The organism is Cellulosimicrobium sp. ES-005 (genome assembly GCF_040448685.1).
Classification (GTDB): Bacteria; Actinomycetota; Actinomycetes; order Actinomycetales; family Cellulomonadaceae; genus Cellulosimicrobium; species Cellulosimicrobium cellulans_G.
The window spans coordinates 3404630-3430693 of record NZ_CP159290.1 but is presented as its reverse complement, the minus strand read 5'-3'; the positions used below and the strand labels follow the sequence as shown (position 1 = coordinate 3430693).

Annotated in this window: 22 protein-coding genes and 1 pseudogene; 9 read left to right on the top strand and 14 right to left on the bottom strand. The window is 73.8% G+C overall.

The genetic code is table 11. The features are described from left to right. The first annotated feature begins 95 nt into the window (after nucleotides 1–95). A complete protein-coding gene (locus ABRQ22_RS15335; RefSeq protein ID WP_353707348.1) occupies nucleotides 96–881 on the top strand; it encodes a class I SAM-dependent methyltransferase in 786 nt (261 codons plus the stop codon). A 63-nt stretch (nucleotides 882–944) separates the two neighbouring features. Here the strand turns inward: ABRQ22_RS15335 and ABRQ22_RS15330 are convergent, their stop codons facing one another. The 4 genes from ABRQ22_RS15330 to ABRQ22_RS15315 all read right to left on the bottom strand — a co-directional run bounded on the left by ABRQ22_RS15330 (nucleotide 945) and on the right by ABRQ22_RS15315 (nucleotide 3118). After that, complete coding sequence (locus tag ABRQ22_RS15330; protein WP_353707347.1) at nucleotides 945–1622, bottom strand: HAD hydrolase-like protein; 678 nt, start codon at nucleotides 1620–1622, stop codon at nucleotides 945–947. Further along, nucleotides 1619–2035, bottom strand: a complete 417-nt coding sequence (locus ABRQ22_RS15325) for a hypothetical protein (protein WP_353707346.1) — start codon at nucleotides 2033–2035, stop codon at nucleotides 1619–1621. The genes ABRQ22_RS15330 and ABRQ22_RS15325 overlap by 4 nt, the downstream gene beginning before the upstream one ends. Before the next feature lie 124 nt (nucleotides 2036–2159). Continuing rightward, nucleotides 2160–2690: a DinB family protein gene (locus ABRQ22_RS15320; protein ID WP_353707345.1), complete on the bottom strand. Its 531-nt coding sequence runs from the start codon at nucleotides 2688–2690 to the stop codon at nucleotides 2160–2162. Between the two features lie 59 nt (nucleotides 2691–2749). Continuing rightward, nucleotides 2750–3118, bottom strand: coding sequence for a pyrophosphatase (locus tag ABRQ22_RS15315; protein ID WP_353707344.1), 369 nt, complete (start codon nucleotides 3116–3118; stop codon nucleotides 2750–2752). Between the two features lie 478 nt (nucleotides 3119–3596). On the opposite strand from ABRQ22_RS15315, the gene ABRQ22_RS15310 reads away from it, so the two are divergent. Continuing rightward, a complete protein-coding gene (locus tag ABRQ22_RS15310; protein WP_353707343.1) occupies nucleotides 3597–7985 on the top strand; it encodes a GH92 family glycosyl hydrolase in 4389 nt (1462 codons plus the stop codon). Nucleotides 7986–8046: 61 nt separating this feature from the next. Here ABRQ22_RS15310 and ABRQ22_RS15305 read toward each other — a convergent pair whose 3' ends face one another. Beyond that, nucleotides 8047–8820 (bottom strand): YwiC-like family protein, encoded by a 774-nt coding sequence (locus tag ABRQ22_RS15305; RefSeq protein WP_353707342.1) that lies wholly within the window; start codon nucleotides 8818–8820, stop codon nucleotides 8047–8049. Between the two features lie 261 nt (nucleotides 8821–9081). On the opposite strand from ABRQ22_RS15305, the gene nrdD reads away from it, so the two are divergent. Together nrdD and nrdG are read left to right on the top strand one after the other, a co-directional pair. After that, nucleotides 9082–11337: an anaerobic ribonucleoside-triphosphate reductase gene (gene nrdD / locus ABRQ22_RS15300; protein ID WP_353707341.1), complete on the top strand. Its 2256-nt coding sequence runs from the start codon at nucleotides 9082–9084 to the stop codon at nucleotides 11335–11337. Between the two features lie 8 nt (nucleotides 11338–11345). Continuing rightward, a pseudogene (nrdG, locus tag ABRQ22_RS15295) lies at nucleotides 11346–11837 on the top strand (anaerobic ribonucleoside-triphosphate reductase activating protein); the annotation flags it as partial. Nucleotides 11838–11968: 131 nt separating this feature from the next. On the opposite strand, the gene ABRQ22_RS15290 reads toward nrdG, so the two are convergent. The 3 genes from ABRQ22_RS15290 to ABRQ22_RS15280 form a co-directional block, all read right to left on the bottom strand. Further along, nucleotides 11969–13093 carry a cytochrome P450 gene (locus tag ABRQ22_RS15290; protein ID WP_353707340.1) on the bottom strand — a complete coding sequence of 375 codons (1125 nt, stop codon included), beginning with the start codon at nucleotides 13091–13093 and terminating at the stop codon, nucleotides 11969–11971. A gap of 200 nt (nucleotides 13094–13293) precedes the next feature. After that, the gene (locus ABRQ22_RS15285) at nucleotides 13294–14091 is read right to left on the bottom strand and encodes an ABC transporter permease (protein ID WP_253052517.1); all 798 of its coding nucleotides are present in this window, start codon (nucleotides 14089–14091) and stop codon (nucleotides 13294–13296) included. 59 nt (nucleotides 14092–14150) lie between these two features. Further along, nucleotides 14151–15161, bottom strand: coding sequence for an ATP-binding cassette domain-containing protein (locus tag ABRQ22_RS15280; protein ID WP_353707339.1), 1011 nt, complete (start codon nucleotides 15159–15161; stop codon nucleotides 14151–14153). A 132-nt stretch (nucleotides 15162–15293) separates the two neighbouring features. On the opposite strand from ABRQ22_RS15280, the gene ABRQ22_RS15275 reads away from it, so the two are divergent. Both ABRQ22_RS15275 and pgm read left to right on the top strand, forming a co-directional pair. Next, on the top strand, nucleotides 15294–16223 hold the full coding sequence (locus tag ABRQ22_RS15275) for a TetR/AcrR family transcriptional regulator (protein ID WP_353707338.1): 930 nt from the start codon (nucleotides 15294–15296) through the stop codon (nucleotides 16221–16223). A 60-nt stretch (nucleotides 16224–16283) separates the two neighbouring features. Then, a complete protein-coding gene (gene pgm / locus ABRQ22_RS15270; protein ID WP_353707337.1) occupies nucleotides 16284–17978 on the top strand; it encodes a phosphoglucomutase (alpha-D-glucose-1,6-bisphosphate-dependent) in 1695 nt (564 codons plus the stop codon). A gap of 77 nt (nucleotides 17979–18055) precedes the next feature. On the opposite strand, the gene ABRQ22_RS15265 is transcribed toward pgm, so the two are convergent. Then, nucleotides 18056–18949, bottom strand: a complete 894-nt coding sequence (locus ABRQ22_RS15265) for a 2Fe-2S iron-sulfur cluster-binding protein (RefSeq protein WP_353707336.1) — start codon at nucleotides 18947–18949, stop codon at nucleotides 18056–18058. After that, nucleotides 18946–20850, bottom strand: a complete 1905-nt coding sequence (locus ABRQ22_RS15260; RefSeq protein ID WP_353707335.1) for an FAD-binding protein — start codon at nucleotides 20848–20850, stop codon at nucleotides 18946–18948. Before ABRQ22_RS15260 ends, ABRQ22_RS15265 begins: the two co-directional genes overlap by 4 nt. 228 nt (nucleotides 20851–21078) lie before the next feature. Here ABRQ22_RS15260 and ABRQ22_RS15255 point away from each other — a divergent pair, with 228 nt between their 5' ends. Beyond that, on the top strand, nucleotides 21079–21807 hold the full coding sequence (locus ABRQ22_RS15255; protein ID WP_353707334.1) for a hypothetical protein: 729 nt from the start codon (nucleotides 21079–21081) through the stop codon (nucleotides 21805–21807). Nucleotides 21808–21918: 111 nt separating this feature from the next. Here ABRQ22_RS15255 and ABRQ22_RS15250 read toward each other — a convergent pair whose 3' ends face one another. Continuing rightward, entirely contained in the window at nucleotides 21919–22224 is a 306-nt protein-coding gene (locus ABRQ22_RS15250) for a GNAT family N-acetyltransferase (protein ID WP_353707333.1), read from the bottom strand. Between the two features lie 203 nt (nucleotides 22225–22427). Between ABRQ22_RS15250 and ABRQ22_RS15245 the strand changes: the two genes are divergently transcribed. Next, complete coding sequence (locus ABRQ22_RS15245) at nucleotides 22428–23702, top strand: MFS transporter (protein ID WP_353709559.1); 1275 nt, start codon at nucleotides 22428–22430, stop codon at nucleotides 23700–23702. A 64-nt stretch (nucleotides 23703–23766) separates the two neighbouring features. Here the strand turns inward: ABRQ22_RS15245 and ABRQ22_RS15240 are convergent, their stop codons facing one another. From ABRQ22_RS15240 to ABRQ22_RS15230, 3 genes are all read right to left on the bottom strand, one after another. Further along, nucleotides 23767–24084: a type II toxin-antitoxin system PemK/MazF family toxin gene (locus ABRQ22_RS15240; RefSeq protein WP_353707332.1), complete on the bottom strand. Its 318-nt coding sequence runs from the start codon at nucleotides 24082–24084 to the stop codon at nucleotides 23767–23769. Then, entirely contained in the window at nucleotides 24081–24407 is a 327-nt protein-coding gene (locus ABRQ22_RS15235) for a hypothetical protein (RefSeq protein ID WP_353707331.1), read from the bottom strand. The genes ABRQ22_RS15240 and ABRQ22_RS15235 overlap by 4 nt, the downstream gene beginning before the upstream one ends. 147 nt (nucleotides 24408–24554) lie before the next feature. Continuing rightward, nucleotides 24555–25130, bottom strand: coding sequence for a helix-turn-helix transcriptional regulator (locus tag ABRQ22_RS15230; RefSeq protein WP_353707330.1), 576 nt, complete (start codon nucleotides 25128–25130; stop codon nucleotides 24555–24557). Nucleotides 25131–25177: 47 nt separating this feature from the next. Here ABRQ22_RS15230 and ABRQ22_RS15225 point away from each other — a divergent pair, with 47 nt between their 5' ends. Next, the gene (locus ABRQ22_RS15225; protein WP_353707329.1) at nucleotides 25178–26062 is read left to right on the top strand and encodes a class I SAM-dependent methyltransferase; all 885 of its coding nucleotides are present in this window, start codon (nucleotides 25178–25180) and stop codon (nucleotides 26060–26062) included. Nucleotides 26063–26064 lie beyond the last annotated feature (2 nt).

Genomic DNA, 26064 nt, shown 5'->3' with positions numbered 1-26064 from the left:
CCTCGGACAGGGCTTCCGGCACGGCAGGGCAGGGCCGACGGGCGTACCGTCGAGGGAGAGCGCCCGCGGGTGACGCGACGAGCACGGAGGCCGCCATGGCCACGACGCAGCAGGTACGGCAGCACTACGCCGGCAAGGACCTCGCGGCCCGCCTCCTCGCTGCGGCGGGAGCCGGCGACGGGCCGGTGACGGTCGACGCGCTCGCCCCGTACGACGAGCTCCACGCCGGGGGCGCGACGTCGACCGCCGCCCTCCTCGACCTCCTCGGGCTCGCGCCGGGCACGGCGCTGCTCGACGTCGGCAGCGGGCTCGGCGGCCCGGCGCGGCTCGCCGCGCACCGGCACGGCTGCCAGGTCACCGGGGTGGACCTCAGCCCGGACTTCGTCGACGCCGCGCGCGAGCTCACCGCGCGGACGGGGCTCGCCGACCTCGTGACGTTCACGTTGGGCGACGGCGACCGGCTGCCGTGCGCGGACGCCTCGCACGACCGCGCGATGCTCGTCCACGTCGGCATGAACGTGCCGGACAAGGCGGCGCTCTTCACGGAGGTCCACCGCGTGGTGCGCCCCGGGAGCCCGTTCGGGCTGTTCGAGCAGATGCGGGTCGGACCGGGTGACCTGCCCTTCCCCCTGCCGTGGGCGGTCGACGCCGGGTCGTCGTTCGTCGAGACCCCCGACGACTACAGCCGCGCGCTGACGGCCGCCGGGTTCGACGTCCTGCGGGTCGAGGACCGGCGCGCGGCGCTCGCCGCCGGGGGCGGACCCCGGCAGGACGGCCTCGTGGTCGTGTTCGGTGCGGAGTTCGTCACGCGGATCAGCAACAACGTCGCCGCGACGAGGGCGGGTCTGCTCGCGCCCGTCCTCGTCGTCGCCCGCGCCTGAGCGGCGACCCACCGTCCGCTCCGGCACGATCGGCCCGCGTCGCCGACGGCCGGCGGTGTCCGGTCAGGCGGCGAGCGGCGCCCGGCGGAGCAGGACGGTCGCGAGCTCGGCCGGCGTCCCGACGACCGCCGTCGCGCCCGCCGCGGTCAGCTCACCCGGGCGCGCGTAGCCCCACGCGACCCCCACGCACGGGATCCCGTGGACGCCGGCGCCGAGGACGTCGTGCTCGCGGTCGCCGACCATGACCACGCGCCGAGCGGCGTCGAGCGACGCGAGCGCGTGCGCGACGACGTCCGCCTTGGCACTGCGCGAGCCGTCGAGCGTCGCGCCGAACACGTCGTCGAGGCCGCGGTCGAGGTGCGCGTCGAGCCCGAAGTGGGCGACGATCCGCCGCGCCATCGGCTCCGGCTTCGACGTCGCGACGGCGAGGCGCAGCCCGGCGCCGCGCAGTGCCGTCAGGCACGCGGAGATGCCGGGGTAGACCGCGTTGTCGAGGAGGTTCCCGGCCGCGTACACGTCACGGTAGGCGGCGACGGCGTCGGCCACGCGGTCGTGCGGCACGCCGTGCGCGGCGAACGAGTCCGCGAGCGGCGGGCCGACGAAGCCGCGGAGCACCGCCTCGGCGGGGACCGGGAGCCGCAGGACGCCGTACGCGTGCCGCACCGACGCGAGGATGCCGGGGGCCGAGTCCGTGAGCGTGCCGTCGAGGTCGAGCAGGACGAGGTCGTCGCGCGCGCTCATCCGGCAGGCGCCTCGTCGGCACCGTGACCCGAGGTCTCGCCCGGGCCCGCGGCACCGCCCGGTTCCACGGCACCGCCCGGGCCGGAGGTGCCGGGTCCGGTCGTCCCGGAGCCCACCACCGCAGCCGGGCCGCTGCGGCGGCCCACGACGAACCCGACCGCGCCTCCGACGAGCAGCGCGCCCGCACCGGCGAGGAGCGCCGCGGTACCCAGCGGGTACGCCCCGCCGGGGACGAACGTGGTGCCGGACAGCGGCGCGTACGCGAACCATCCGGACGCCGTCGGGCGGCTCGCGACCCAGGCCGCGACGGCCAGGAGCGCGACGCCGAGCAGGACGAGCGCCGCGAGGACCACGGTCGCGACGCTCGGACGGCGCGAGGGAGGGACGGACGAGGGCTGCTCAGGAGCGGTCACGTCGGCCATGGTCCCGGGCGACGCCGCTCGCGGCAACCGTCATCCCGTCCGCCGCCGGGTGCGTGAGACGACCCCGTCCGGACGCGGCGACCGCGACCATGCCGTGCGCGCGGCGCTGGTCGCGCTACTCGCCGACGGTTCCGTCGATCGCCTCGCGGAGCAGGTCGGCGTGACCGTTGTGCCGGGCGTACTCCTCGATCATGTGCACGAGGATCCAGCGCAGGTTCCAGTGCTCGCCCGTGTGGCGGTCCGGTCGGGCGCTCAGCCGGTCGAGCCCGCCGTCGGCGAGCGCGTCGTCGAGGATCGCGTCGGACGCCGCGACGGCGCGGTCGAAGAGCATGCGCAGCTCCTCCGGGGAGTCGCCCGCTGCCGTCGTCCAGTCCCAGTCGCGGTCCTCGGCCCAGGCCGCGGTGTCGAAGGGTGCCATGAGCGGCTCCCCGAGCAGCACCTCGGAGAACCAGTTCGACTCCACGAACGCGAGGTGCTTGAGCAGCCCGCCGAGCGTCATCGACGAGGGCCCGAGCCGGTGCGCGAGCTCGGCCGCGTCGAGTCCCGACGTCTTCCAGCGCAGCGTGTCGCGGTGGAAGTCGAGGAAGCCGCGCAGCGTGTCGACCTCGTCGGCGCTGACGGGCGGATCGGTGCGGTGGTCGGTCACGGCGCCACCCTAGCGGCGCCGGTACCGCCCCGGCCGCACGTCGCCGGCCCCGCGCCGGGTCACGGCAGCTCCGCCTCCCACGCGAGCCACTTGCGCCGTACGGCAGCGTCGACGTCGACGCCCTGGGAGCGCGCGAGCAGGAGCAGGTGCGCCAGGACGTCGGCGACCTCGTCCGCGAGGGGCGAGGCCCCGCCGTCGTCCCCGGTGGCCCCGTCAGGCGCCGCTCCGGACGGTGGTGCGTCCCCGCGCGGGCGGGTGCGTCCCGTCGCGACGAGGAACGCCTGCGTGAGCTCCCCGACCTCCTCGGCGAGCTTGAGCATGAACCAGTCCGGGTCGCGCTCGACGCCGAACTTCCGCGCGTAGAGCGCCGAGACGGCCTCGACGCGCTCGCCGAGGCCGGAGACCGTGAGGGGCGCGTCGTCGTCCATCGGGCCAGTGAACCATCGGGCCCGACGGCGGGGTCCCGGAACGCGCGCGTCCTCGCTCGGGAACGGGTGCTCCGCCGAGCGCCGGCGCGACGCGGGAGGCCGCGCTCCGGGCTCCCCGACGGAGGACGGCACGACATGTCCGGACAGAGCGGTTTCGACCGATCGCTTGACAGCGGTGTCAATACCGCCCAGGATGCTGGGATCGGGCTGGCCCCTGTCCGCCGATGCAGCGCGACGCGATGGTGCGTCGCACGGCGGCGAGGACCCGGCCGGCCCGTGGCGAGGGCGTCCCGTCTCCCCACGGCCCCTGTCCGGGGCCCGGGACAGCACGGCATCGCGCCTCCGCCCACGACGTCGTCCGGCCGCACCGTCGCGGCACACGATCTCAGGAGCAGACATGCACCCCGTACCGTCCCGTCACCGACCTCGCCGCGCCCCGAGGACGGGCGTCGGCACCGCCGCCGCAGCGTCCCTGCTGGTGACCTCGCTCGTCCTGCCCGCGGCGGGCTCCGCCGCGGCCGAGGGCGGCGAGCTCCGCACGTCCTTCGAGACCGGGGACCCGGCGGTCGTCGGAACGGTCGAGCTCGGCGCCGACGGCCAGCCCGTCGCGTCGGGCGTGGTCCGCGGCGACGGCTCGCCCGGTCTCGACCTCGTGGTCGACGACGGGCCGGACACCTCGTACGCGGCCAAGAACGACGTCGGGTTCACCGGGCTCCGGGCGCTGCACTACAGCGCGACGCACGAGGCCGCCGGTGAAGGGGCCGCGACCAGCGTCGTCCTGGACGTGGACGTACCGGTCGGCCCCGACACCGAGCTGTCCTACCTCCTCTTCCCCGAGTTCGACGAGCAGGTCGTGGACTACGCCTCCACGTTCGTCGCGGTCGACCTCGTGTTCACCGACGGCACCTCTCTCAGCGACCTGGGCGCGGTCGACCACCACGGCGTCGACCTGGACGCCCGGTCGCAGGGCGAGTCGGGCACGATCTACCCGCTCCAGTGGAACCGCAAGGCGACCGATCTCGGAGCCGTCGCGACCGGCAAGACGGTCGACCGGGTGCTCCTGACGTACGACGGCCCCGAGGGTCCCGCTCCGGTCAGCGGCTGGGTCGACGACATCGAGATCGCCGACGCGTCCCCGACGCCCGAGGACGCACGACCCTCCGACTGGGTGGACACGAGGCGCGGCACCAACTCCAGCGGCGGCGGCTACTCGCGCGGGAACAACTTCCCCGCGGTGGCGTGGCCGAACGGGTTCAACTTCTGGACCCCGATGACCGACGCCGGCTCCCGCGGCACGCTCTACCACTACCAGGAGCGCAACGACGCCCAGAACCTGCCCGTGATCCAGGCGTTCTCGTCGAGCCACCAGCCGAGCATCTGGGTGGGCGACCGCCAGGCGTTCCAGTTCATGCCGTCCGTCGCGACGGGCGTGCCGGACACGGACCGCGCGGCGCGCGGCCTCGCGTTCTCCCACGACGACGAGGTGGCCACGGCGCACCTGTACGACGTGACGTTCCAGAACGGGCTGCGCACCGAGATCACCCCGACCGACCACGCCGCCGCGTTCCGGTTCACGTTCCCCGACGAGGGCGGGCGGAGCATCGTCCTCGACGCCATCGACAGCGTCGCGGACTTCACCGTGGACGCCGCGGCGGGCACCTTCACGGGCTACACCAACCCCTCCGGCGGCACCGACGCGCAGCGGATGTACCTGTACGGCGAGTTCTCCGCACCGGTCACCGCGACCGACCACGTCGCCGGGCAGCGGCCCGCGACGAGCTACGTCTCGTTCGACGCCGGAACGGTCGAGATGCGGGTCGCGACGTCGCTCCTCGGCACCGCGCAGGCGAAGAAGAACCTCGAGCTGGAGATCGCCGACGACGCCACGTTCGAGGACCTCGTCGCGGACGCCCAGGACGCCTGGGACGAGCGCCTCGGCGTCGTGGAGGTCGAGGGCGCGACGGAGGACCAGCTCCGCACGCTCTACTCGAACCTCTACCGGATCAACCTCTACCCGAACTCGGCGTACGAGAACGTCGGCACGGCCGAGGACCCGGTGTACCGGCACGCGGACCAGTCGGGCTCGGGCGGCGTCGCCCCGGGGACCACGCCGACCGAGACCGGCGCGCGGATCCTCGACGGCAAGCTCTTCGTCAACACCGGGTTCTGGGACACGTTCCGCACCGCGTGGCCGTCGTACTCGCTGCTGTGGCCCGAGACGGCGGGCGAGCTCGTCGACGGGTTCGTCCAGCAGTACCGCGACGGCGGATGGATCTCGCCGTGGTCGCAGCCGGGCTACGCCCGCATCATGACGGGCACGAGCTCCGACTCGGCGTTCGCCGACGCCTACGTCAAGGACGTGCCCGGGCTCGACGCCCGCGACACCTACGACGCCGCGCTGAAGAACGCCACCGTGCGGCCCAGCTCCGGGATGATCGGGCGCCACGGCCTCGAGGAGTCGAACTTTCTCGGCTACGTGCCGAACGACCTCGGCGGTGCCGCGTTCGCCTGGTCCAAGGACGGCGCGATGAACGATTTCGCGATCGCGCAGATGGCGCGGGCGATGGCCGAGGACCCGGCCACGCCCGCGGACGAGCGCGCGCAGCTCGACGAGGAGGCCGAGTACCTCCTGAGCCGCTCGCAGGAGTACGCGAACCTGTTCGACGGGTCGACCGGGTTCTTCCAGGGCAAGTCCCGAGAGGGTGAGTGGACGAGCTCTCCCGAGCAGTACGACCCCGGCGTGTGGGGCAACGACCACGACTACGCCGAGGCGAACGGCTGGAACGAGGCGTTCCCGGCGCCGTACGACGGGCAGGGACTGGCGGAGCTGTTCGGCGGTGACCGTGCGGCGCTGGCCGACAAGCTGGACGAGTTCTTCGCGACCCCGGAGCTCGCGCAGAAGCGCGGCTCGTACGGCGGCATCATCCACGAGATGCGCGAGGCCCGTGACCTGCGGCTCGGGCAGTGGGCCATCGCGAACCAGGTCTCGTACCACATCCCGTGGATGTACAGCTTCACGCAGCAGCCGTGGAAGGGCCAGGAGCAGGTGCGCGCTGCGCTCCAGCGCGGGTTCGTCGGCTCGGAGATCGGCCAGGGCTACCCCGGCGACGAGGACAACGGCGCCAGCTCGTCGTGGCAGGTCATGAGCGCGCTCGGCCTCTACCCGCTGCAGATGGGTTCGGGCGAGTACGCGATCGGTTCGCCGCTCTTCGAGAAGGCGACGCTGCACCTGCCGGGCGGCGACGTGGTCATCGAGGCGCCGGGCACGAGCGAGGGAAACATCTACGTGCAGTCGCTCACGATCGACGGCGAGGACCACTCGTCGACGGTCGTCGCGCACGACGAGCTCGCGGACGGCGCGACCCTGCGCTTCACGATGGGCGACGAGCCCGGTGCGTGGGGCACGGGCGAGGACGACGTCCCCGGCTCCGTGACCGCCGTCGGCGAGACCCCCGACCCGATGGAGGACGTGACCGGCGCGGGGCACGGCGTGGCGTCGAGCAGCGGCGGCGAGGCCGGCGCGCTGTTCGACGACACGTCGGCGACGCAGACGACCCTCACCGGCGACGAGCCGTGGGTGCGGTACCTCGTCAGCGGAGGCACGGACGTCCCCGTGCACTTCTACACCCTCACCTCCGGCACGGACGCGGCGCTGGACCCGACCCACTGGGTCCTCGAGGGCTCCGACGACGGCGAGTCGTGGACCGTGCTCGACGAGCGCACGGACCAGACGTTCCCGTGGCGGAACCAGACCCGGCCGTTCCGGCTCGCCGACGACGCGACGATGGCGCAGTACCGGGTGCGGTTCCTCGACACCGCGGGGTCGGTGCAGCTCGCCGAGGTGGAGCTGCTGACCATCGACGAGGTCCCCGTCGCACCCGTGACGATCGAGGTCGGCAGCGCCGCGCTGCGGCCGGGTGGCGCCGCCGCGGTCGAGGTGTCCCTCACGAGCAGCACCGACGAGGCGGTCACCGTGGACCTCGCCATGACGCTGGACGACGGGTGGACCGTCGACCCCGTGTCGGCTGAGGTCGAGGTGCCGGCGGGCGCGACGGTCACCAGGACGGTCACCGTGACCCCGTCGGCGAGCGTCGCCCCGCGGGCGTACACGCTCGAGGTCGCCGCGACCACCGGTTCCTGGGCCCTCACGGGTCGAGGCACCGTGCGCCTCGTGGGCGACGTCGTCGAGATCGTGCCCACCACCCCCGAGGAGGCGGGCTGGCTGGTCCAGGACAGCGGCTCCCAGACCACCGGCCAGGCTCGATTCGCCGACGAGCACAACTTCTTCGTCTACGAGGTCCCGCTCGCCAGCGCGACCGCGGGCACGATCACCGTCGACCTCGCGAACCAGTACCTCGTCTCGGCGTCCGCCGACCGCGAGACCTGGACCGAGGTGCTCAAGGCCGAGGGCTCGCCGATCTTCGACAGCAACCGCGCCGAGCACACGCTGGACGTCGCAGACCTCCTCGCGACGACCGGGTCGACGGACGGGTCGCTGTACCTGCGGTTCTCCGACTCGACGCCCGAGGACGGCTGGGGAGGCAAGCTGTTCCTCACCCGGCTCGAGGTGGCGGGCTCGCACGAGCCCACCCCGCAGGTCGACGTCGAGGTCGCGCCGCGGTGCCTGGCGGGCACGGTCTACGTGGCGGTGCGCGCGACGAACGTGGGCGACGCACCGGTCGACGTGACCCTCTCCACGCCGTTCGGTGAGAAGTCGTTCACCGGCGTCGAGCCGGGCACGAACGCCTACCAGTCGTTCGCCTCGCGCGCCACGAGCATCGAGGCCGGCACCGTCACCGTGACGGCCACGCTGCCCGACGGCGACCCGCACGCGCAGGAGGTCGAGGTGCCCGCACACACCTGCTGAGCCGCCGACCATTCCTGGGCCGGGAGGTCCGCTCCCGGCCCAGGGACGCAGCCAGGTCGTGCTACCGCACGACGAGCGCGACGACGAGCAGCAGCACGGTCGCGACGATCTCGCCGATCCCGACGGCCCGCGGGCTCAAGGGCCGGCCCGGCAGCGTGGCCGCGCGCACCGTCGCCGCAGCGAGGAACGCCGTCGCCCACCACCACGAGGGGTCGTGCACGACGGCGACCACGCCCGCCGCGACGGTGACCGCCGCGTGGTACGCGACCGAGCCGACGACGTACGACCGCACGCCGCGCTCGCGGATCATCGTCTTGACGTAGAGCACGGTCCCGAACAGGTAGGCGAGCAGGAGCGCGGCGACGAACCACACCACCCCGGGGACCGCCAGCACGGGTGCGCCCGGGGACCGGCACGCGGCGTACGCGACGACCGTCATGAGCGAGGCCGCCACCGTCATCGCGCCGCCCGCCGCGACGGACCGTTCGGTGCGCTGCGCCGAGGCCCAGAGCCCGAGCGCGAGGAACGGGAGGAACACCGGGGCCCAGAGCGCGAGCGCCGGGTCGAGCAGGAGCACGACCAGCCCGAGCGCCGCAGTGGTCGCGGCGTACGTGAGCATCGGGCGCCGGTAGCGCGGCCGACGGCGCGACTTCAGCCAGAGCCCTGCCGCGAAGTAGGCGAGGTAGCCGACGAGCCACAGCGCACCGAGCGCGACGGTTACCGGCCGGAACCCGGTGTCCTGGATCCCTCGGATCGTCCCGACGACGAACGGCAGGAGCAGCATCGGCCACGCGCCGTGCTGGTTCGGCACCCAGCCGGGGGGACGTCGGGACACGACCCGACGCTAGCGCCGCGACGCGCGGTCCCGACCGCGAGAAATCCCCGTCCGGCCGGGTCGCAGGTCCCGTCGCCACGGGACCGAGGTCCCGACCTGTCCCGTGCTCGCCGCCACGCCGGGGATCCGCGTCGCACGCGCCCTGCCGACTAGATATGGTGGCGCAGCCGTGATCCAGACCCCACATGTTGGGGTGCGGTCCGTCTCGCAACCCCTGCGGGACGGAGACGAGAACTCGGTGGGCAGAGGGGAACGGGAACGATGAGCACCATCGAGCTCGACCAGGCAGCACCGACCGTCGGCACCACCACGTTGGAGGTCCTCAAGCGCGACGGCCGTCGGCGGCCGTTCGACGACGGCCGCATCCGCGCCGCCGTGACGAAGGCCTTCGCGGAGGTGCACGGCGACCTCACGGCCGCGCACCGGAGCCGTGTCGACGAGGTCGTGGACCGCGTCGACGCGGAGATCGCCGCGCGGTTCGTCGGCACGGTGAAGATCTACGAGATCCAGGGCGTCGTCGAGCACGTGCTGCTCGGGTCGCACGAGTACGACGTCGCGCGCGCCTACATCGACTACCGCGTGCAGCGCGACTTCGCGCGCAGCCGCGCGACGGACCTCAACCACTCGATCGTGCGGCTGCTGGACAAGGACTCCACGGTCGTCAACGAGAACGCCAACAAGGACAGCGAGGTCTTCAACACCCAGCGCGACCTCACGGCCGGGACCGTGGGCAAGGCGATCGGGCTGCGGATGCTGCCGCCGCACGTCGCGAACGCGCACCAGAAGGGCGACCTGCACTACCACGACCTCGACTACCACCCCTACGCGCCCATGACGAACTGCTGCCTCATCGACTTCCGGTCGATGCTGTCGAGCGGCTTCCGGATCGGGAACGCGCAGGTGGAGCCGCCCCGCTCGATCCAGACCGCGACGGCGCAGATCAGCCAGATCATCGCGAACGTGTCCTCCAGCCAGTACGGCGGGTGCTCGGTCAACCGCATCGACGAGCTCCTCGCTCCCTACGCCGAGCGCAACCTGGAGAAGCACCTCGCGGACGCGCGCCGGTGGATCGCCGACGAGTCCGCGCACGAGGAGTACGCGCGCGAGAAGACGCGCAAGGACATCTACGACGCGATGCAGTCGCTGGAGTACGAGATCAACACCCTGTTCACGTCGAACGGGCAGACGCCGTTCACGTCGGTCGGGTTCGGGCTCGGCACGGGCTGGCTGGAGCGCGAGATCCAGCGCGCGATCCTCCAGATCCGGATCCGCGGCCTCGGGAGCGAGGGCCGCACCGCGATCTTCCCCAAGCTCATCTTCACGCTGCGCCGCGGCGTGAACCTCGACCCCGGCGACCCCAACCACGACCTCAAGCAGCTCGCGGTCGAGTGCGCGACGAAGCGCATGTACCCGGACGTGCTGTCGTACGACAAGATCGTCGAGCTCACCGGGTCGTTCAAGGTGCCCATGGGGTGCCGGTCGTTCCTCCAGGGCTGGCAGGACGAGCACGGCCGGGACGTCTCCGAGGGGCGCATGAACCTCGGCGTCGTGACGCTCAACCTGCCGCGCATCGCGCTCGAGGCGGCGGGCGACCTCGACACGTTCTGGCGACTGCTCGACGAGCGCCTGGAGACCGTGCACGACGCGCTCGTCTTCCGCATCGAGCGCTGCAAGGAGGCGACGCCGGGCAACGCGCCGATCCTCTACGTCCACGGGGCCTTCGGGGAGCGCCTCGCACCGGACGACGACGTCGACCGGCTCTTCCGCGACGGCCGCGCCACGGTGTCGCTCGGGTACATCGGGCTGTACGAGGTGGCCGCCGCGTTCTACGGCGGCGCCTGGGAGCACGACCCGCGGGCCAAGGAGCTGACGCTCGACGTGCTGCGGTCCCTGCACGCGCACGCCGCCGGGTGGACGGCGCGGCTCGGCTACCGGATCAGCGTCTACGCGACGCCGAGCGAGAGCCTCACCGACCGGTTCTGCCGCCTCGACCGGGAGCGGTTCGGCGCGGTGCCCGACATCACCGACAAGGACTACTACACGAACAGCTTCCACTACGACGTCCGCAAGAGCCCGACGCCGTTCGAGAAGCTCGACTTCGAGGCCGAGTACGCGCGGTACACGTCCGGCGGGTTCATCCACTACTGCGAGTACCCCGTGCTCCAGCAGAACCCGAAGGCCCTGGAGGCGGTGTGGGACTACGCGTACGACCGCGTGGGCTACCTCGGCACGAACACGCCCATCGACCGCTGCTACGCGTGCGGGTTCACGGGCGACTTCGACCCGACCGCGCGCGGCTTCGCGTGCCCGTCGTGCGGCAACGCCGACCCGCGCACGTGCGACGTCGTGAAGCGCACGTGCGGGTACCTCGGCAACCCGCAGCAGCGCCCCATGGTGCACGGCCGCCACGCGGAGATCTCCGCGCGGGTCAAGCACCTGGCGGGACCGCCGTCGTCCACCGCGGACGACGGCGCGCCGACCGCACCGGGCCGGGCTGCGCCGTCGGGCACCGCGTAGGAGGGACGGTGGCACGCACCCCGGGCCCCGGCTGGCGCCCGGACCGCGTCAGCCGGGGGTACGTCGCGGACTACAAGCCGTTCGTCATGGTCGACGGCGAGGGCGTGCGCTGCTCGCTCTACGTGAGCGGCTGTCTGTTCGCGTGCGAGGGCTGCTTCAACGAGGCCGCGTGGAGCTTCCGCTACGGACGCCCCTACGACGACGCGCTGGAGGAGCGCGTCCTCGCCGACCTCGCGCACCCCGCCGTGCAGGGCCTCTCCCTGCTCGGTGGGGAGCCGTTCCTCAACACGGAGGTGTGCCTGCGGCTCGTCCGCCGGCTGCGCGCGGAGCACGGCGACCGCAAGGACGTGTGGTGCTGGACGGGCTACACCCTCGAGGAGCTGTGCACCGGCTCCCCCGACCAGCGCGCGCTGCTCGCCGAGGTCGACGTGCTCGTCGACGGCCGCTTCGACCTCGCGCGCCGCGACCTCACCCTCGCGTTCCGCGGCAGCACCAACCAGCGTGTCCTCGACGCGCGCGCGTCGCTCGCGTCGGGCCACGCGGTCCCGTGGCCGCGCGTGCCCGACGCCGGACCCGCCGCGGGTGCGGACCTCGTCTCGTCGGGGCTCGGGCGCCGTCGGTGCTCCGAGGGTCAGGGGGCGGTGACGACGCGCACCGGGACGGTGCGGAAGCCCGCGACGGGCGCGGTCTCGCGCTCGGCCGGCCGCGCGTCGTCGTGCACGACCGTGCCCGCGCGCAGGAGGCGGCGGACGAGGACGCGCAGCTCGAGCGTCGCGAGCAGGCGGCCCGGGCACGCGTGCGGACCCGTCCCGTAGACGAGGTTGCGGTCGGCGTGGCCCTCCGGGTCGTACGCGGCCGGGTCGTCGAACGCCTCCGGGTCGCGGTTGGCCGCGCGCCAGTCGAGCACGACCTGCTCGCCCGCGGCGACGGGGCACCCGGCCACGACGGTGTCGCGCGTCGCGACGCGCCGGTTGGACACGAACGGGTCGTCGAGGCGCAGGATCTCGTCGACCGCCGCGTCGAGCGCGGCGTCCGGGGCGTCGCGCAGGTGGCGCTGGTGCTCGGGGTGCTCGGTCAGCCAGTGCACGACGACGCCCGCGCACAGGGCGAGCGAGGACAGGTCTCCCCCGGTCCAGTTGCGCAGGATCGAGACGAGCTCCTCGTCCGTCCAGGCCGGGCGGCCGTCGTCGTGCTGGGCGAGCAGCCGGGCGGTGACGTCGGGACCGGTCGCGGGGTCGCGCTCCGGGCCGGTCGGTGCCGGTCCGACCGTCGCGCCGGCGCGGCGCGCGTCGAGCAGGCCGCGGACGATGCGGTCGAAGCGCGCGGCGACACGACCCGTCCAGGCGCGGTCGCCGGAGCGGGTCGCGGCACGGTTCTCCGCGACCCAGTCGAGCAGCTCGGCCTCGAGGTCGGCGGGCCAGCCGAGCCACGCCGACTGGGCGCGCACGGCGTAGCGGGCGCCGAGCTCGACGGCGTCGAACGGGCCGCCCGCGACGTCGTCGACCAGCCCGGCGGCGAGGTCGTCGAGCACCGGGGCGAGCCACGCGAGCTCGTCCGGGGCGAAGAACGGGTCGAGGAGCCGGCGCGCCCGCGCGTGCTCCGCGCCGTCGAGCCCGTTGGGCACCTGCAGGTGGGCCGACGCCGCGCTGGAGAAGAGGACGGGGTCCTGCGCCGCCGCGACGACCTCGGCGTGCCGCCGCACGACCACCCTCCCCGCGCGGTCCCGCGTCCCCTGCGCCGTCCGGGTGTCGCTCACCTGTGGCCTCCTGTCGCGCCGTCCGCCCGGATCGGCCGGGCCCCTGCGAGCGTACGACCGCCCGAGTAGCGCCTCGCGGCGAACACCGCGAGGACGGGCACGACGTCCGCCCGACCCGGGACGAACGTCCTCGGTCGAACCCGGGGTCGCTCCCCACGACGGTGTCGCGGTGGGGAGCGGTCCCGGGTTCGCCGCGAGGGTCAGACCGTCTTGCGGGTGCGGCGGATGCCGATCCAGAGGCCGACGACGCACGTCACCGCCGCGGCGACGAAGCCCCACAGCACGTCCGGGTCCGCGAACCTCCCGGCGAGCAGCGCGCGCTCCGCGTCGACGATGTACGTCAGCGGGTTGAACAGCGCCGCCGTGCGCATCCACGCCGGGCCGGCCTCGAGCGGCAGCATCATCCCGGAGAGGATGAGCAGCGGGAAGAGCAACGACTGCTGGACGCCCCAGAACAGCCACTCGCGGTTCTTCGCGGCGAGCGCGAGCGCGATCGACAGCGCGCCCACGCCGATGCCGAACAGCCCGAGCAGCAGCAGCCCGACGAGCAGGTGCAGCGGGTAGAGCGTGAACCCGAACGGGACGCAGACGAGCGCGATGAGCAGGCCCTGCACGACGAGCGGCGCGAACTCCTTGAGCGAGCGGCCGACGAGGATCGCGGACCGGTCGAGCGGCGTCGCGAGGACGCGCTCGTAGGAGCCGGTCATCATCTCGTACAGCAGGTTCGACCCGCTCATGGAGGTGCCGAACAGCGAGATCATGACGATCACGCCGGGCACGAACCACTGCAGCGTCTCCGCCGTCGACCCGCCGCCGCCGGGCGCTCCACCCCCGAACCCGCCGACCGCGCCCGTGAGCAGCGGGCCGAACAGGCCGAGGAAGATCAGCGGCTGGAGCAGCGAGAAGATCAGCGTGAAGGGATCGCGCAGGACGAGCAGGATCTCGCGCGTGAAGACGGCCCAGGTGTCGGCGAGGAACTTCGCGGCCCCGGTCCGCATCACCGCGTCGGTGCCGGGCGCCGTCCGGCTCGCCGGGGACGACAGGTCGGTGCGCGTGCTCATGCGGCCTCCTCTCGCAGGCTGCGCCCGGTGAGGTTGAGGAACACGTCGTCGAGGCTCGCCTGCCTGAGCTCGGCCGAGCGGACGGCCAGGCCGCCGACGCGCAGCGCCTCGATGGCCTCGGGCAGCCGGTCGGCGCCGTGGGTCGTGGAGATCCGGACGGACACGACGCCGTCGGCGCCGCTCGTGGTCTCGACCTGGCCCACGTCCTCGGCGAGCGACGCGCGGACGCGGCCGACGACGTCGGGCACCGCGACCGGCCCTTCGCCGGGGACGCTGCTCCCGCCGGCCGCGGGGACCACCGCGAGCGTGATGACGTCGTCGGCGTGGCTGTGCTTGAGCGCGTCCGGCGTGGCGTCGGCGATGATCTCGCCGTGGTCGATGACGACGACGCGCTCGGCCATGCTGTCGGCCTCGTCGAGGTAGTGCGTGGTGAGGACGATCGTCATGCCGTAGCGCTCGCGCATCGCGGCGATGTGCTCCCACAGGTTGGCGCGGGCGTGGGGGTCGAGGCCCGTCGTCGGCTCGTCGAGGAACAGCAGCGGCGGGTGGTTCATGAGCCCGAGCGCGACGTCGAGCCGACGCCGCTGCCCGCCGGAGAGCGACTGGACCGTCCGCTTCTCGAGCCCGCCGAGGTCGAGCGCGGCGAGCAGGTCGGCGGCGCGACGCGCGTACTCGGCGGGAGGCAGACCGTAGAAGCGGCCCTGGTTGTGGAGCTCGTCGAGCACCCGGTAGGAGTAGCCGCCGCCGTTGCCCTGGCCGATGAAGCCGATGCGGGAGCGGACCCGGGCCGGGTCGCGGGCGACGTCGTAGCCGGCGACCTCGGCGGTCCCGGCGGTCGGTTCGAGGAGGCTCGTCAGCATCCTCAGGGTCGTGGACTTACCGGCCCCGTTGGGACCGAGGAAGGCGACGAGCTCGCCCTCCCGGACGTCGACGTCGATGCCCTTGACGGCTTCGACGGTCTCTTTCTTGCGGTGGAAGGTCTTGGTCAGGCCACGGGCTCGGATCACCGGAGCCACCCTTTCGTACGCCGTACCGAAATTGACGATCCACGTTAGCATACGGTGTACGGGAACAGGCAAGCCTTCGTCCCGCCGGGCTCCTCCGGGCGGGACGCGACCGAAGTCGGGGAGGATACGCACGTGACGACCGACCGCACCGACGAGCGCGACGGCGACCTCGCGCCGTCGGGCACCCCGCCGACCTCGCCCGCGACCCCGGAGCCGGAGGAGCCGGAGCGCCCGCGCGGAGTCGTCGCGGCCGCGGACGCCGGGGTCGCCTCCGCCGTGCAGGCCGCGGAGCACGCACGGGCCCAGTTCACCGAGGTCGTCCGGACGCCCGAGATCACGCGCCGCCTCGCGCTCCTGTGGGACCCGCCCGCGCCCGCGACGCGTGGGCGCAAGCCGCGCCTCACGCTCGACGACGTCGTGAAGGCCGGGACCGCCGTCGCGCAGGAGGGCGGGCTCGACGCGCTGTCCATGCGACGCGTCGCGACCGAGCTCGGGGTCGGCGCGATGTCGCTGTACACCTACGTGCCGGGTCGCACCGAGCTCGTCGACCTCATGATCGACCACGCGTACGCCGAGCTCGACCTGCCGGCGGCGGGCGCTCCGTGGCGGCCCGCGCTGGCGCAGTACGCGCACGAGCTGTGGAACCTGTACCTGCGCCACCCCTGGATCCTGCAGACCAACATGTGGCGCGCCCCGCTCGCGCCGCACGTGCTCGACGCCCAGGAGGCGGGCCTGCGCACGATCGTCGACACCGGCCTCTCCGAGCTCCAGGTCGTCGACACGCTCGGCCTCGTCGACAACTACGTCCAGGGCCTCGCGCGCGCCACGATCGCCGAGCGCACCGAGCGCGACGCGACCGGCGTCGGCAACGACGAGTACTGGACGACGCTCGGCAGCTTCTGGGAGGACTGGTTCGACGTCGAGCGCTACCCCGTCATGACCCGCGTCTACGTCGCGGGCGGGTTCGACGCCCCGCAGGGCCCCTTCGACGCGAGCCTCGACCGTCTCCTCGACGCCGTCGAGATGGCGATCGACCGCGCGAACGCCGGACCTGCCGGGTAGAACCCGACCGGACGGCGGTCCCGGCTGACGCGCGGACGTCACCCCTGGCAGGATCGACCCATGGATCCCCGCGCCGGCACGCCCGCCCAGCCCAGCGACCTCATCGACGTCGACGCCGTGGTCGGCGCCTACTACGACCTCAGCCCCGACGTCGACAACCCCGCCCAGAAGGTCGTGTTCGGCACGTCGGGCCACCGCGGGTCGAGCCTGGACCACGCGTTCAACGAGGCGCACATCATCGCGATCACGGCCGCGATCGTCGAGTACCGGCGCTCGCAGGGCACGGATGGCCCGCTCTTCATCGGTCGTGACACGCACGCGCTGTCGCTCCCGGCGTGGCAGACCGCGCTCGAGGTCCTCGTCGCCGCGGGCGTCCAGACCTACGTCGACGCGCGCGACTCGTTCACCCCGACGCCCGCCGTCTCGCAGTCGATCCTCCTGCACAACGAGGCGACGACGGTCGACGGCGTCCGCACCACCGGGCCAGGGCTGGCGGACGGGATCGTCGTGACGCCGTCGCACAACCCCCCGCGCGACGGCGGCTTCAAGTACAACCCGCCGCACGGCGGCCCCGCCGGGTCCGAGGCGACCGGCTGGATCGCGGACCGCGCGAACGAGATCCTGCGCACCGGCGTCGGCAGCGTGCCGCGCGTGCCGCTGACCCAGGCGCTCACGTCCGAGCACGTGCACAAGCACGACTTCCTCACCACGTACGTCGACGACCTGGCGAACGTCCTCGACCTCGACGTGATCCGCGACTCCGGCGTGCGGATCGGCGCCGACCCGCTGGGCGGCGCGTCGGTCGAGTACTGGGGCGAGATCGGCGAGCGCTACGGGCTCGACCTCACGGTCGTCAACCCGCAGGTCGACCCGCGCTGGGCGTTCATGACACTCGACTGGGACGGCAAGATCCGCATGGACTGCTCGTCGCCGTACGCGATGGCGTCGCTCGTCGCGGGGATGACCGGCGACTCCGGCGACGCCGAGGGCGGCGCGCCGTTCGACGTCGCGACCGGGAACGACGCCGACTCCGACCGTCACGGGATCGTCACGCCCGACGCCGGGCTCATGAACCCCAACCACTACCTCGCCGTCGCGATCCAGTACCTCTACGGCGGCGCGCGCGAGGGCTGGCGCGACGACGCCGCGATCGGCAAGACGCTCGTGTCGTCCGCGCTCATCGACCGGGTCGCGGGCGGGCTCGGGCGGCGCCTCGTCGAGGTGCCGGTCGGGTTCAAGTGGTTCGTGCCCGGCCTGCTCGACGGGACCGTCGGGTTCGGCGGCGAGGAGTCCGCCGGGGCGTCGTTCCTCCGCAAGGACGGTCGCGTCTGGTCGACCGACAAGGACGGCCTCCTCCTCGCGCTGCTCGCGTCGGAGATCATCGCGACCACGGGCCGCACGCCGTCCGAGCACCACCGCGACCTCGTCGAGCGCTACGGCGAGTCCTGGTACGCGCGCGTCGACGCGCCCGCCACGCTCGAGGAGAAGGCGACGCTCGGCAAGCTCTCGCCCGAGCAGGTCACCGCGACCGAGCTCGCGGGCGAGCCGATCACCGCGAAGCTCACCAACGCGCCCGGCAACGACGCCCCGATCGGCGGGCTCAAGGTCACGACCGAGAACGCGTGGTTCGCGGCCCGGCCGTCGGGCACGGAGAACGTCTACAAGATCTACGCCGAGTCGTTCGTCTCCGCCGAGCACCTGACCCAGGTCCAGGCCGAGGCGAAGGACGTCGTCTCCGCCGCCCTCGGGAGCTGAGGACCCCGCCGAGGTAGAGGCGTGGTCACGACCACGCCTCTACCTCGCGGGACCAGGGCTCTAGCTCGCGAGGGGGGTTAGGTCGCCCGACGGCGCTCCCGGACGTCCCACGTGTCCGTCGCGACGCGCTGGGCGTCGCGGAGCGCGCGGGCGGGGTCGACGCCCTTGGGGCAGACCTGGGTGCACGCGCCGACCTGGATGCACGGCCAGGCGCCGAACTCGGTATCGAGGACGTCGGCGCGGTCGAGCTCGCCCGCGTCGCGGGAGTCCTCGTCCCAGCGGCGTGCCGTCGCGACGATGGCCGGGCCGAGGAAGTCGGGCGCGACGTCGAGCTGCGGGCACGCGGCGTAGCAGAGCATGCAGTCGATGCACTCGGCGAAGCCCTTGAACGCGGCGAGCTCGCCCGGCGTCTGCCGGTGGCCCGACGCCGGCCCGACCGCCCGCAGCACGTCGCCGCCGTCCGGCGTCCGCGAGCCGTCGACGTCCTCGCCCACCTCGACCTCGGTGCCGGCCCCGGCCCCGGCCTCGGCTCCGGCTCCGGTCGAGGGCGGGTCGACGAGCGGGAGGCGCGTGGCGCCGTCGGGCACGAGCCAGGGCTGCACGGCGGCGAGCTTGCCAAGGAACGTGTCGGTGTCGACGACGAGGTCGCGCAGCACCTCGGCGTGCGCGAGCGGCTCGACGACGAGGCCGGACGTGCGGTAGCCGCGCACGAACGTCTCGCACCCGAGCACCGGGCGTCCGTTGACCATGACGCCGCAGCTCCCGCAGACGGCCATCTTGCACGACCACCGGAACGTCAGCGTGGGGTCGGCGTGGTCCTTGACCCACTGGAGCGCATCGAGCACGGACGTGCGGTCGTCGTAGGGCACGTCGAACACGTCCCGCCGCCCGGTGTCCGCGCCGTCGGGCGACGTCCGCGCGACCTCCAGACGCACCCTGCGCCCCTCGACCGGCGACTCTGCCTCGCTCACAACCCCGCCCCCTCGTCCGCCGAGAACGACATAGAGGTCGTTGTCGGGCTCTTTCCGGCCATCATGTCGTGTTCGGCGCCCACGGGGTGGGGCTCGGCGACCGCACCCACGGGGACGTGCTCTACCTCCAGCGTGCCGTCCACGCCCAGCCGGGTCTCCGAGTGGTGTGCCACCGGCTCGCGCTCCGGGAAGTCGAGGCGCTGGTGGGCGCCGCGGGACTCCTCGCGCGCGAGCGCGGCGGCGATGGTCACGTGCGCGACGAGCAGGGTCGCGCCGAGCTCGACGGTCGTCGCCCAGTCGGTGTTGAGGACGGCGCTGGTGTCGGCGACGCGCACGTCGGCGTACCGGGCGCGCAGGTCCTCGACCGCCGCGAGCGCCCGCCGCAGCCCGTCGGCGTCACGGTAGATCCCGGCGTCGGCGTCGAGGACGCGGCCGAGCTCGGCCCGGATCGCGGCGGGCGGCTCGGTCCCGCGGCCCCGCATCGCGAGGTAGCCGTCGGCGATCTCGGCGGCGCGGTCGACCACCGCCCCGTCCGCCGACGCCGGACCGACGCCGGCCCCGGCACCCGCCGCGCCGCCGTCGGCCCCCGGGTGCCCGACCGACCGCGCCCACACGAGCGCCGCCTCGCCCGCCGCGCGCCCGACGACGAGGGTCTCGACGAGCGAGTTGGACCCGAGCCGGTTGGCGCCGTGCAGACCCGTGGACGCGCACTCCCCCGCGGCGAACAGCCCGGCGACGGCGGTCGTGCCGCGCGCGTCGGTGCGGATGCCGCCCATCGTGTAGTGCGCCGTCGGGCGGACGGGGACGGGCTCGGTCGCCGGGTCGACGCCCGCGAACTGCCGGGCGAGGCCGGTCACGAGCGGCAGCCGCTCGGCGAGGCGCTCCTTGCCCAGGTGGCGCAGGTCGAGCAGGACGACGCCGCCGTCGGGCGTCGGGATGGTGCGGCCGTCGCGGTCGGCGTGCCAGAACGCCTGCGAGAGCCGGTCGCGCGGCCCGAGCTCCATGGTGCGCGGCACCGGCGCCCCGACGGGCGTCTCCGGGCCGAGCCCGTAGTCGGCGAGGTAGCGGCGGCCGTCGGCGTCGAGCAGCACGCCGCCCTCGCCGCGGGCGGCCTCCGTGAGCAGGATGCCGCTGCCCGGCAGCCCGGTCGGGTGGAACTGGAGGAACTCCATGTCGCGCAGCGGCACGCCCGCCCGCAGCGCCATCGCGGTGCCGTCGCCCGTGCAGATGCCCGCGTTCGTGCTGGTCCCCCACGCACGCGCCGAGCCGCCCGTCGCGAGGACCACCGCGGGCGCCTCCAGGAGCAGCGGCTCGCCGCGGTGCTGGTCGTGCACGACGACGCCACGCACCCGCGCGTCCGGCCCGCCCGGGTCGTCGACCACGAGGTCGAGCACGTGGTGCTCGTCGTACCGGCGGACCGGGCCGTCCGCGCCCGAGTAGCGCAGCGACGTCTGGAACAGGGTGTGCAGCAGGTGGAAGCCGGTCTTGTCGGCAGCAAACCATGTGCGCGCCCGGCTCATGCCGCCGAACCGGCGCACGGCCACGTCGCCGCCGTCCGTGCGCGACCACGGCAGGCCCCAGCGCTCCAGGCGGTACAGCTCGCCCGCCGCGCGCTCCACGACGAACCGGACGGACTCCTCCTCGCACAGCCCCGCGCCGCCGGCGAGGGTGTCGGCGACGTGCTGCTCGAGCGAGTCGTCGTCGCCCACGACGCCCGCGGCCCCGCCCTCCGCGGCGACGGTGTGCGAGCGCATCGGGTAGACCTTCGAGACGAGCGCGACGACGGGCGAGCGGCGGTCGTCCTGGCCCGCGGCCTCCGCAATCGCGAGCGCGGCACTGAGACCTGCGCCACCGCCACCCACGACGACGACGTCGGCGCGCTCGACCCGCAGGGCACTCACGCGCACCCCCACGGTGCGGACGTCGCGGGGCGAACGCGCAGGTCCGCGCACGCGGGAGGGGTCGGGGAGAAGGAGCGGCGAGGCATAGGGGAAGGGTCCTCGCGCCCCGGCCGCGGCGCAACAGGCGAAGGTCCCGGGCCGTCTCATGGGCACCGCTCCCCATCGAAGCGCGCGCTCGTCTGTGGGTAAGGTCCGTCCGGCACCTCTCCCCGACACCCGGAGCTCACCATGCGTCCCGTCCGTTCCGCCGCACGTCTGACCGTCGCCGCCGCGCTCGCGCTCGGCCTCACCGCGTGCACCATCAACGTCGGCGGCGACACGCCCGAGACGCCGACGCCGGACGAGACGTCCGCCGAGGAGACCGCGCCGGTCGACGACGCGGAGGAGGTCGACGACGCCGCGGCGGAGGAGACCGGCTCGAGCGGCGAGCTGCCCGACTGGGCGAACCCCGTCACGAACCCGGGCGAGCAGATCTCGACCTTCAACGTGGGCGACGTGCGCATCGACGTCTACCAGGTGGGCGTCACGCAGGCGACGAAGGACGGCCTGTTCGTCGACCCGGAGAACAACCTGCCGATCATCGCCGAGGGCGACGACATCGTCTTCGTCAACTACGTCATCACGAACGAGGGCGCGCCGATCGACCTCGGCTCGAGCCTCGTGAGCATCGACGAGCGCTACGACGACTGGCCGTACATGCAGGGCATGGACACCATCGTCGACGACGAGCTGTACGAGGCGCAGGGCGTGAACGACGACGGCATGGCGCCGGGCGCGTACCGCGAGCCGACCGTCTACACGTTCGGCACCGGCCAGTCCTACTCGTACGCGACGAACTTCCGCTACCAGCCGGGCTCGCCCATCACGTTCGACGGCACGATCGTCCCGGTCGACGCCGAGGGCGAGCTGCTGCACGACGAGCGCTTGGAGGGCGAGGGGACCGGCACCATCTCCTGACCCCTGGCGAACCCTCGCTGGTGCGCTGCCGCGCGCGAGCGCCCTGGTCCCTCGGGACCGGGGCGCTCCGTCGTCTCACCGGCGAGCGTCGCGCCGCCGCCGGGTGTCGCCTCACCGCCGCGTGAGGTCCGCGTAGTCCGGGTGGCGCTCGATGTACGCGCGGATGAACGGGCACAGCGGGACGACGCGCTCCCCCGACGCCCGGACCTGGTCGAGCGCACCGACGGCGAGCGCGGAGCCGACGCCCTGGCCCTCGAACGCGGGGTCGACCTCGGTGTGCGTGAAGATCACCTTCCCCGGCTCGCGGACGTAGGCGGCGAACCCGGCGACGACGCCGTCGTCGGTGCGGGCCTCGAAGCGGTCGCCCTCGTCGGTGACGGTGACGGTCGTGGCGCGGGATGCGGGGCTGTCGGTCATGGCGCCCATCGTCGCCGCCGCACGGCCGTCGGACAACCGGCGCGGACCAGCCGGGCCACGTGGCGAGACGGTCGTCACGTCCGGCCGCGCGGCGCGAAATCGCTACCGGGCGGGCGGCTTCCGGGTGCGACACTGGGACGGTGGTCCAGGATTCTCCGTCGCGCGCTGACGACCCCGAGCACCCCGAGCACCGGCGGGACGACCTGACGACCGACGGGACGACGTCGGGCACCCCCGCGGAGGCCGGGACGACGTCCCGGAACCCCTACCGCGCCGTGCTCGCGCTGCCCGGCGCGTGGCGGTTCTCCGCCGCGGCGCTCGTGGCGCGCCTGCCGATGTCGATGGTCGGCATCGGCACGATCCTCATGATCCAGGGCATCTACGGCGAGTACGCGCTCGCGGGCCGGGTCGCGGCGGCGCTCGTCGTCGCGCAGGCGATCGTGTCGCCGCAGATCGCGCGGCTGGTGGACCGGACCGGCCAGCGCGTCGTCATGCTGCCGATGCTGGCGGCCGCGACGGTCGGCCTGGGCGGGCTCATCCTGTGCGCGGTGCTGCGCGCGCCCGAGTGGACGCTTTACGCGTTCGCGGCGCTCGCCGGCGCGACGCAGGGGTCGTACGGGTCGATGGTCCGCGCGCGCTGGACCCACACGGTGCCCGACGTGCGTCGCCTGCACACCGCCTACTCGCTCGAGTCGGCGCTCGACGAGCTCGTGTTCGTCGTCGGCCCGGTGCTCGCGACCGTGCTCGCGACGAGCGTGTCGCCGTCCGCGGGGCTTCTCGTGCCGCTCGTCGCGGCCGTCGTCGGCGGGCTCTGGTTCCTGTCGCAGCGCGCGACCGAGCCGCCGGTCGTGGTCCCGGAGCCCGGCGTGAAGCAGCGCTCCGCGATGCGGTCGGCCGGGATGATCGTGCTCGCCGTGATCTTCGTGGCGATGGGCATCGTGTTCGGCGCGACCGACGTGTCGACCATCGCGTTCGCCGAGGAGCAGGGGCAGAAGGGCGCGGCCGGGCTGATCCTCGCCGTCTTCGCGATGGGCTCGCTCATCTCCGGCCTCGTGTACGGCGCGCGACACTGGGTGTCGCCGCTGTGGCGCCGGTTCGTCATCGGGATCGTCGCGCTCGCCGCGGGCGTCTCCCTGTTCTTCTTCGTCACGTCGGTCCCGGTCCTCGCGGCGGTGATGTTCGTGACCGGGTTCGCCATCGCGCCCACGCTCATCAACGGCAACAACCTCGTCCAGAACCTCGTCGCGCCGAACCAGCTCACCGAGGGCCTCGCCTGGGTCGGCACGTCGCTCGGCGTGGGCGTGTCGATCGGGTCGTCCGTCGCGGGGTCGCGCATCGACGCGGGCGGCGCGCACGCCGGGTTCGAGGTCGTCGTCGCGGCCGCGGCGCTCGCCGTCGTGCTCGTGCTCGCCGCGCTCCGGTCGCTGCGCCGCAACGCGGACCGCGAGGACGTCACGGACGGCACGCCCGCCCACTGACGCGGGGTACCGCGAGACGATCGACGTCGAGGCCCCCGAGGACGACGGACGGGACGGCTCGGCCTCAGATGATGCCGAGGTAGCTCTGCACGGTCCGCTCGAGCGCATCCAGGTCGTCTCGAAGAAGGAAGTCGACCGGCTCCCCGACGACGTAGTCGGTGTCGATCGCACGGAGCTGGTCGACGAGGAGCACGGTCTCCTGGCCGGCGATCTCGAGGACGGGCCGGAAGATCGCACGCTGCGCGCTCGTCGAGGTCGGCACGATCGTCGCGACGGACCACGGCATGTTCGTCGGGGACAGGACCACCCCGTACCGCCGACCGCCCTGCTCGTGGCCCCGGGGGTCACCGAGGTCGACGCGGTAGACGGCGCCGCGGATCACCAGGCGTCCGGCTCGTCGTCGAGGTTCTCGTGGGCGAGATTCTCCGCATCGACGCGGGCCTGGTCGACCCACTTCTCGTGCGCGACCAGGTGCAGGCCACGGCGGACGGCGTCGCTGGCGGTGACGCCTTCGTCGCGGAGGCGGTCGAGGATCCGGCGCTCCTCGGGGGTGGGTCGGAACGTGACGGAGTCGCGCTTCGCCGAGGCGCCCTCGCCCTTCCCGGCCCGCGGGGTCCCCCCGGCGGGCACGTTCTTCCCGCCCCGCGAGGTCGAGCCTCGGGGGGCCGTTGTCTCGTGCGCGGTGCTGCGGGTTCTCATCGCCATGATCACGACACTACGCCTTCTGTCCCACATTTGTCAGACACGGCCCGGCTCGACTGACGCCCGCACGTCCTCTCAGCGTCGCCCCTCGGGTCGACGAGCACTCCGCGGGATCGGCGGGGTCCACGACGCCGCTGGTCGCGCCATCCGTCAGGCCTGGTCGGTACCCGAGAGGTGGGCGCGCTCGCCCTCCTGGTCGAAGATCGTGAGGATCTCGACCGGGCCCTCGTGCGCGCCGAACGAGTGCGGCACCATCGTCGAGAACTCGGCCGCCTGGCCCTCCTGCACGAGGATCCGGCGGTCGGCGAGGTAGACGACGGCCGTCCCGGACAGGACCGTGAACCACTCGTGACCCGGGTGGACGCGCTGGTGCTCCGGGCCGACGGCGCGCTCGGGCGTCAGGCGCATCTTCGCGACCATCGTCCCGGGACGGTCGCGGGACAGCAGCCACGTCGTCTCCCCCGGACGGCGCTGCGGCTCGGGCCGGATGACCACGTCCTCGTCGTCGACCGGCTCGACGAGCTGGTCCAGCGTCGTGCCGAGCGCGCGGGCGATCGGCACGAGCTGGTCGAGCGCGATCCGTCGGTGCCCGGTCTCGAGGCGGCTGAGCGTCGACGGGCTGAGGAAGCACCGCGCCGCGAGCGCGTCCAGGGTCCAGCCGCGCGCGAGGCGCAGCCCGCGGATGCGCTGCCGCACGACGGCGTCGAGGTCGACTTCTTGCGTCATGAGCAAGATCCTATGCCTCCAGCGCAGAACCGTCCTACCGTGGAGGCATGGACTCCCCCGCGAACCACGGCGCGCACCACCACGGCCACGACCACGCTGTCGGGCACGGGCATGCCACCGGGCACGGGCATGCCGCGGGCCACGCGCACGACGGCCACGGGATGGCCGAGCTGCTCGAGCTCGACGCGTCCGTGTTCGGCGTGCTGCTCGACCAGGCCGTCGCGGTCGCGGTCGAGCACGCACCGGCCCCCACGCGCGTCGTCGTCGACCTCGGCGCCGGGACCGGCACCGGGACGCGCGCCCTCGCCCGCGCGTTCCCCGACGCGGAGGTCGTCTCCGTGGACGCGGACCCCGCGATGCTCGAACGGCTGCGCGACGGGCTCGCCGGTCCCGGGCTCGAGGCACGCGTGCGCACCGTCGAGGCCGACCTCGACGCCGGGTGGTCCGACGTCGGCGCCGCCGACGTCGTGTGGGCGTCCGCGTCGCTGCACCACGTCGCGGACCCGGCGCGCGTCCTGCGCGACGCCCACGACGCGCTCGCGCCCGGGGGCCTGCTCGTCGTCGTCGAGATGACGGCGACGTCGCCCGTCCCGCCGGACGACGCGGCGCACGTCGACCTGGCCGCGCACCTCGAGAGCGCGATGGCCCACGCCGGCTGGAACCGCTACCCCGACTGGACGCCCTACCTGACCGACGCCGGGCTGGAGGTCGTCGACCGGCGCGCGCCGACCGCCGTCGTGCCGCCGGGACCGGACGCGTCCCGCTGGGCGCGCGCCACCGCGGCGCGCCAGCGCGAGCACCTCGCGGAGCACCTCGACCCCGCCGACCTCGCCGCGCTCGACGCGGTGCTCGCGGCGACCGACGACCCCTCGACGCACACCGTCGGAGCGCGCGGCGGCCGCATCGTCTGGGCCGCCCGCCGACCCCGCTGAGC

Coding starts and splice junctions, on each gene's coding strand:
- ABRQ22_RS15285 (WP_253052517.1), bottom strand. CDS start 14,091: ATGCGGACCGGGGCCGCGAAGTTCCTCGCCGACACCTGGGCCGTCTTC.
- ABRQ22_RS15235 (WP_353707331.1), bottom strand. CDS start 24,407: ATGGCGATGAGAACCCGCAGCACCGCGCACGAGACAACGGCCCCCCGA.
- ABRQ22_RS15315 (WP_353707344.1), bottom strand. CDS start 3,118: ATGGACGACGACGCGCCCCTCACGGTCTCCGGCCTCGGCGAGCGCGTC.
- ABRQ22_RS15250 (WP_353707333.1), bottom strand. CDS start 22,224: ATGACCGACAGCCCCGCATCCCGCGCCACGACCGTCACCGTCACCGAC.
- ABRQ22_RS15255 (WP_353707334.1), top strand. CDS start 21,079: ATGCGTCCCGTCCGTTCCGCCGCACGTCTGACCGTCGCCGCCGCGCTC.
- ABRQ22_RS15330 (WP_353707347.1), bottom strand. CDS start 1,622: ATGAGCGCGCGCGACGACCTCGTCCTGCTCGACCTCGACGGCACGCTC.
- nrdD (WP_353707341.1), top strand. CDS start 9,082: ATGAGCACCATCGAGCTCGACCAGGCAGCACCGACCGTCGGCACCACC.
- pgm (WP_353707337.1), top strand. CDS start 16,284: ATGGATCCCCGCGCCGGCACGCCCGCCCAGCCCAGCGACCTCATCGAC.
- ABRQ22_RS15225 (WP_353707329.1), top strand. CDS start 25,178: ATGGACTCCCCCGCGAACCACGGCGCGCACCACCACGGCCACGACCAC.
- ABRQ22_RS15335 (WP_353707348.1), top strand. CDS start 96: ATGGCCACGACGCAGCAGGTACGGCAGCACTACGCCGGCAAGGACCTC.
- ABRQ22_RS15230 (WP_353707330.1), bottom strand. CDS start 25,130: ATGACGCAAGAAGTCGACCTCGACGCCGTCGTGCGGCAGCGCATCCGC.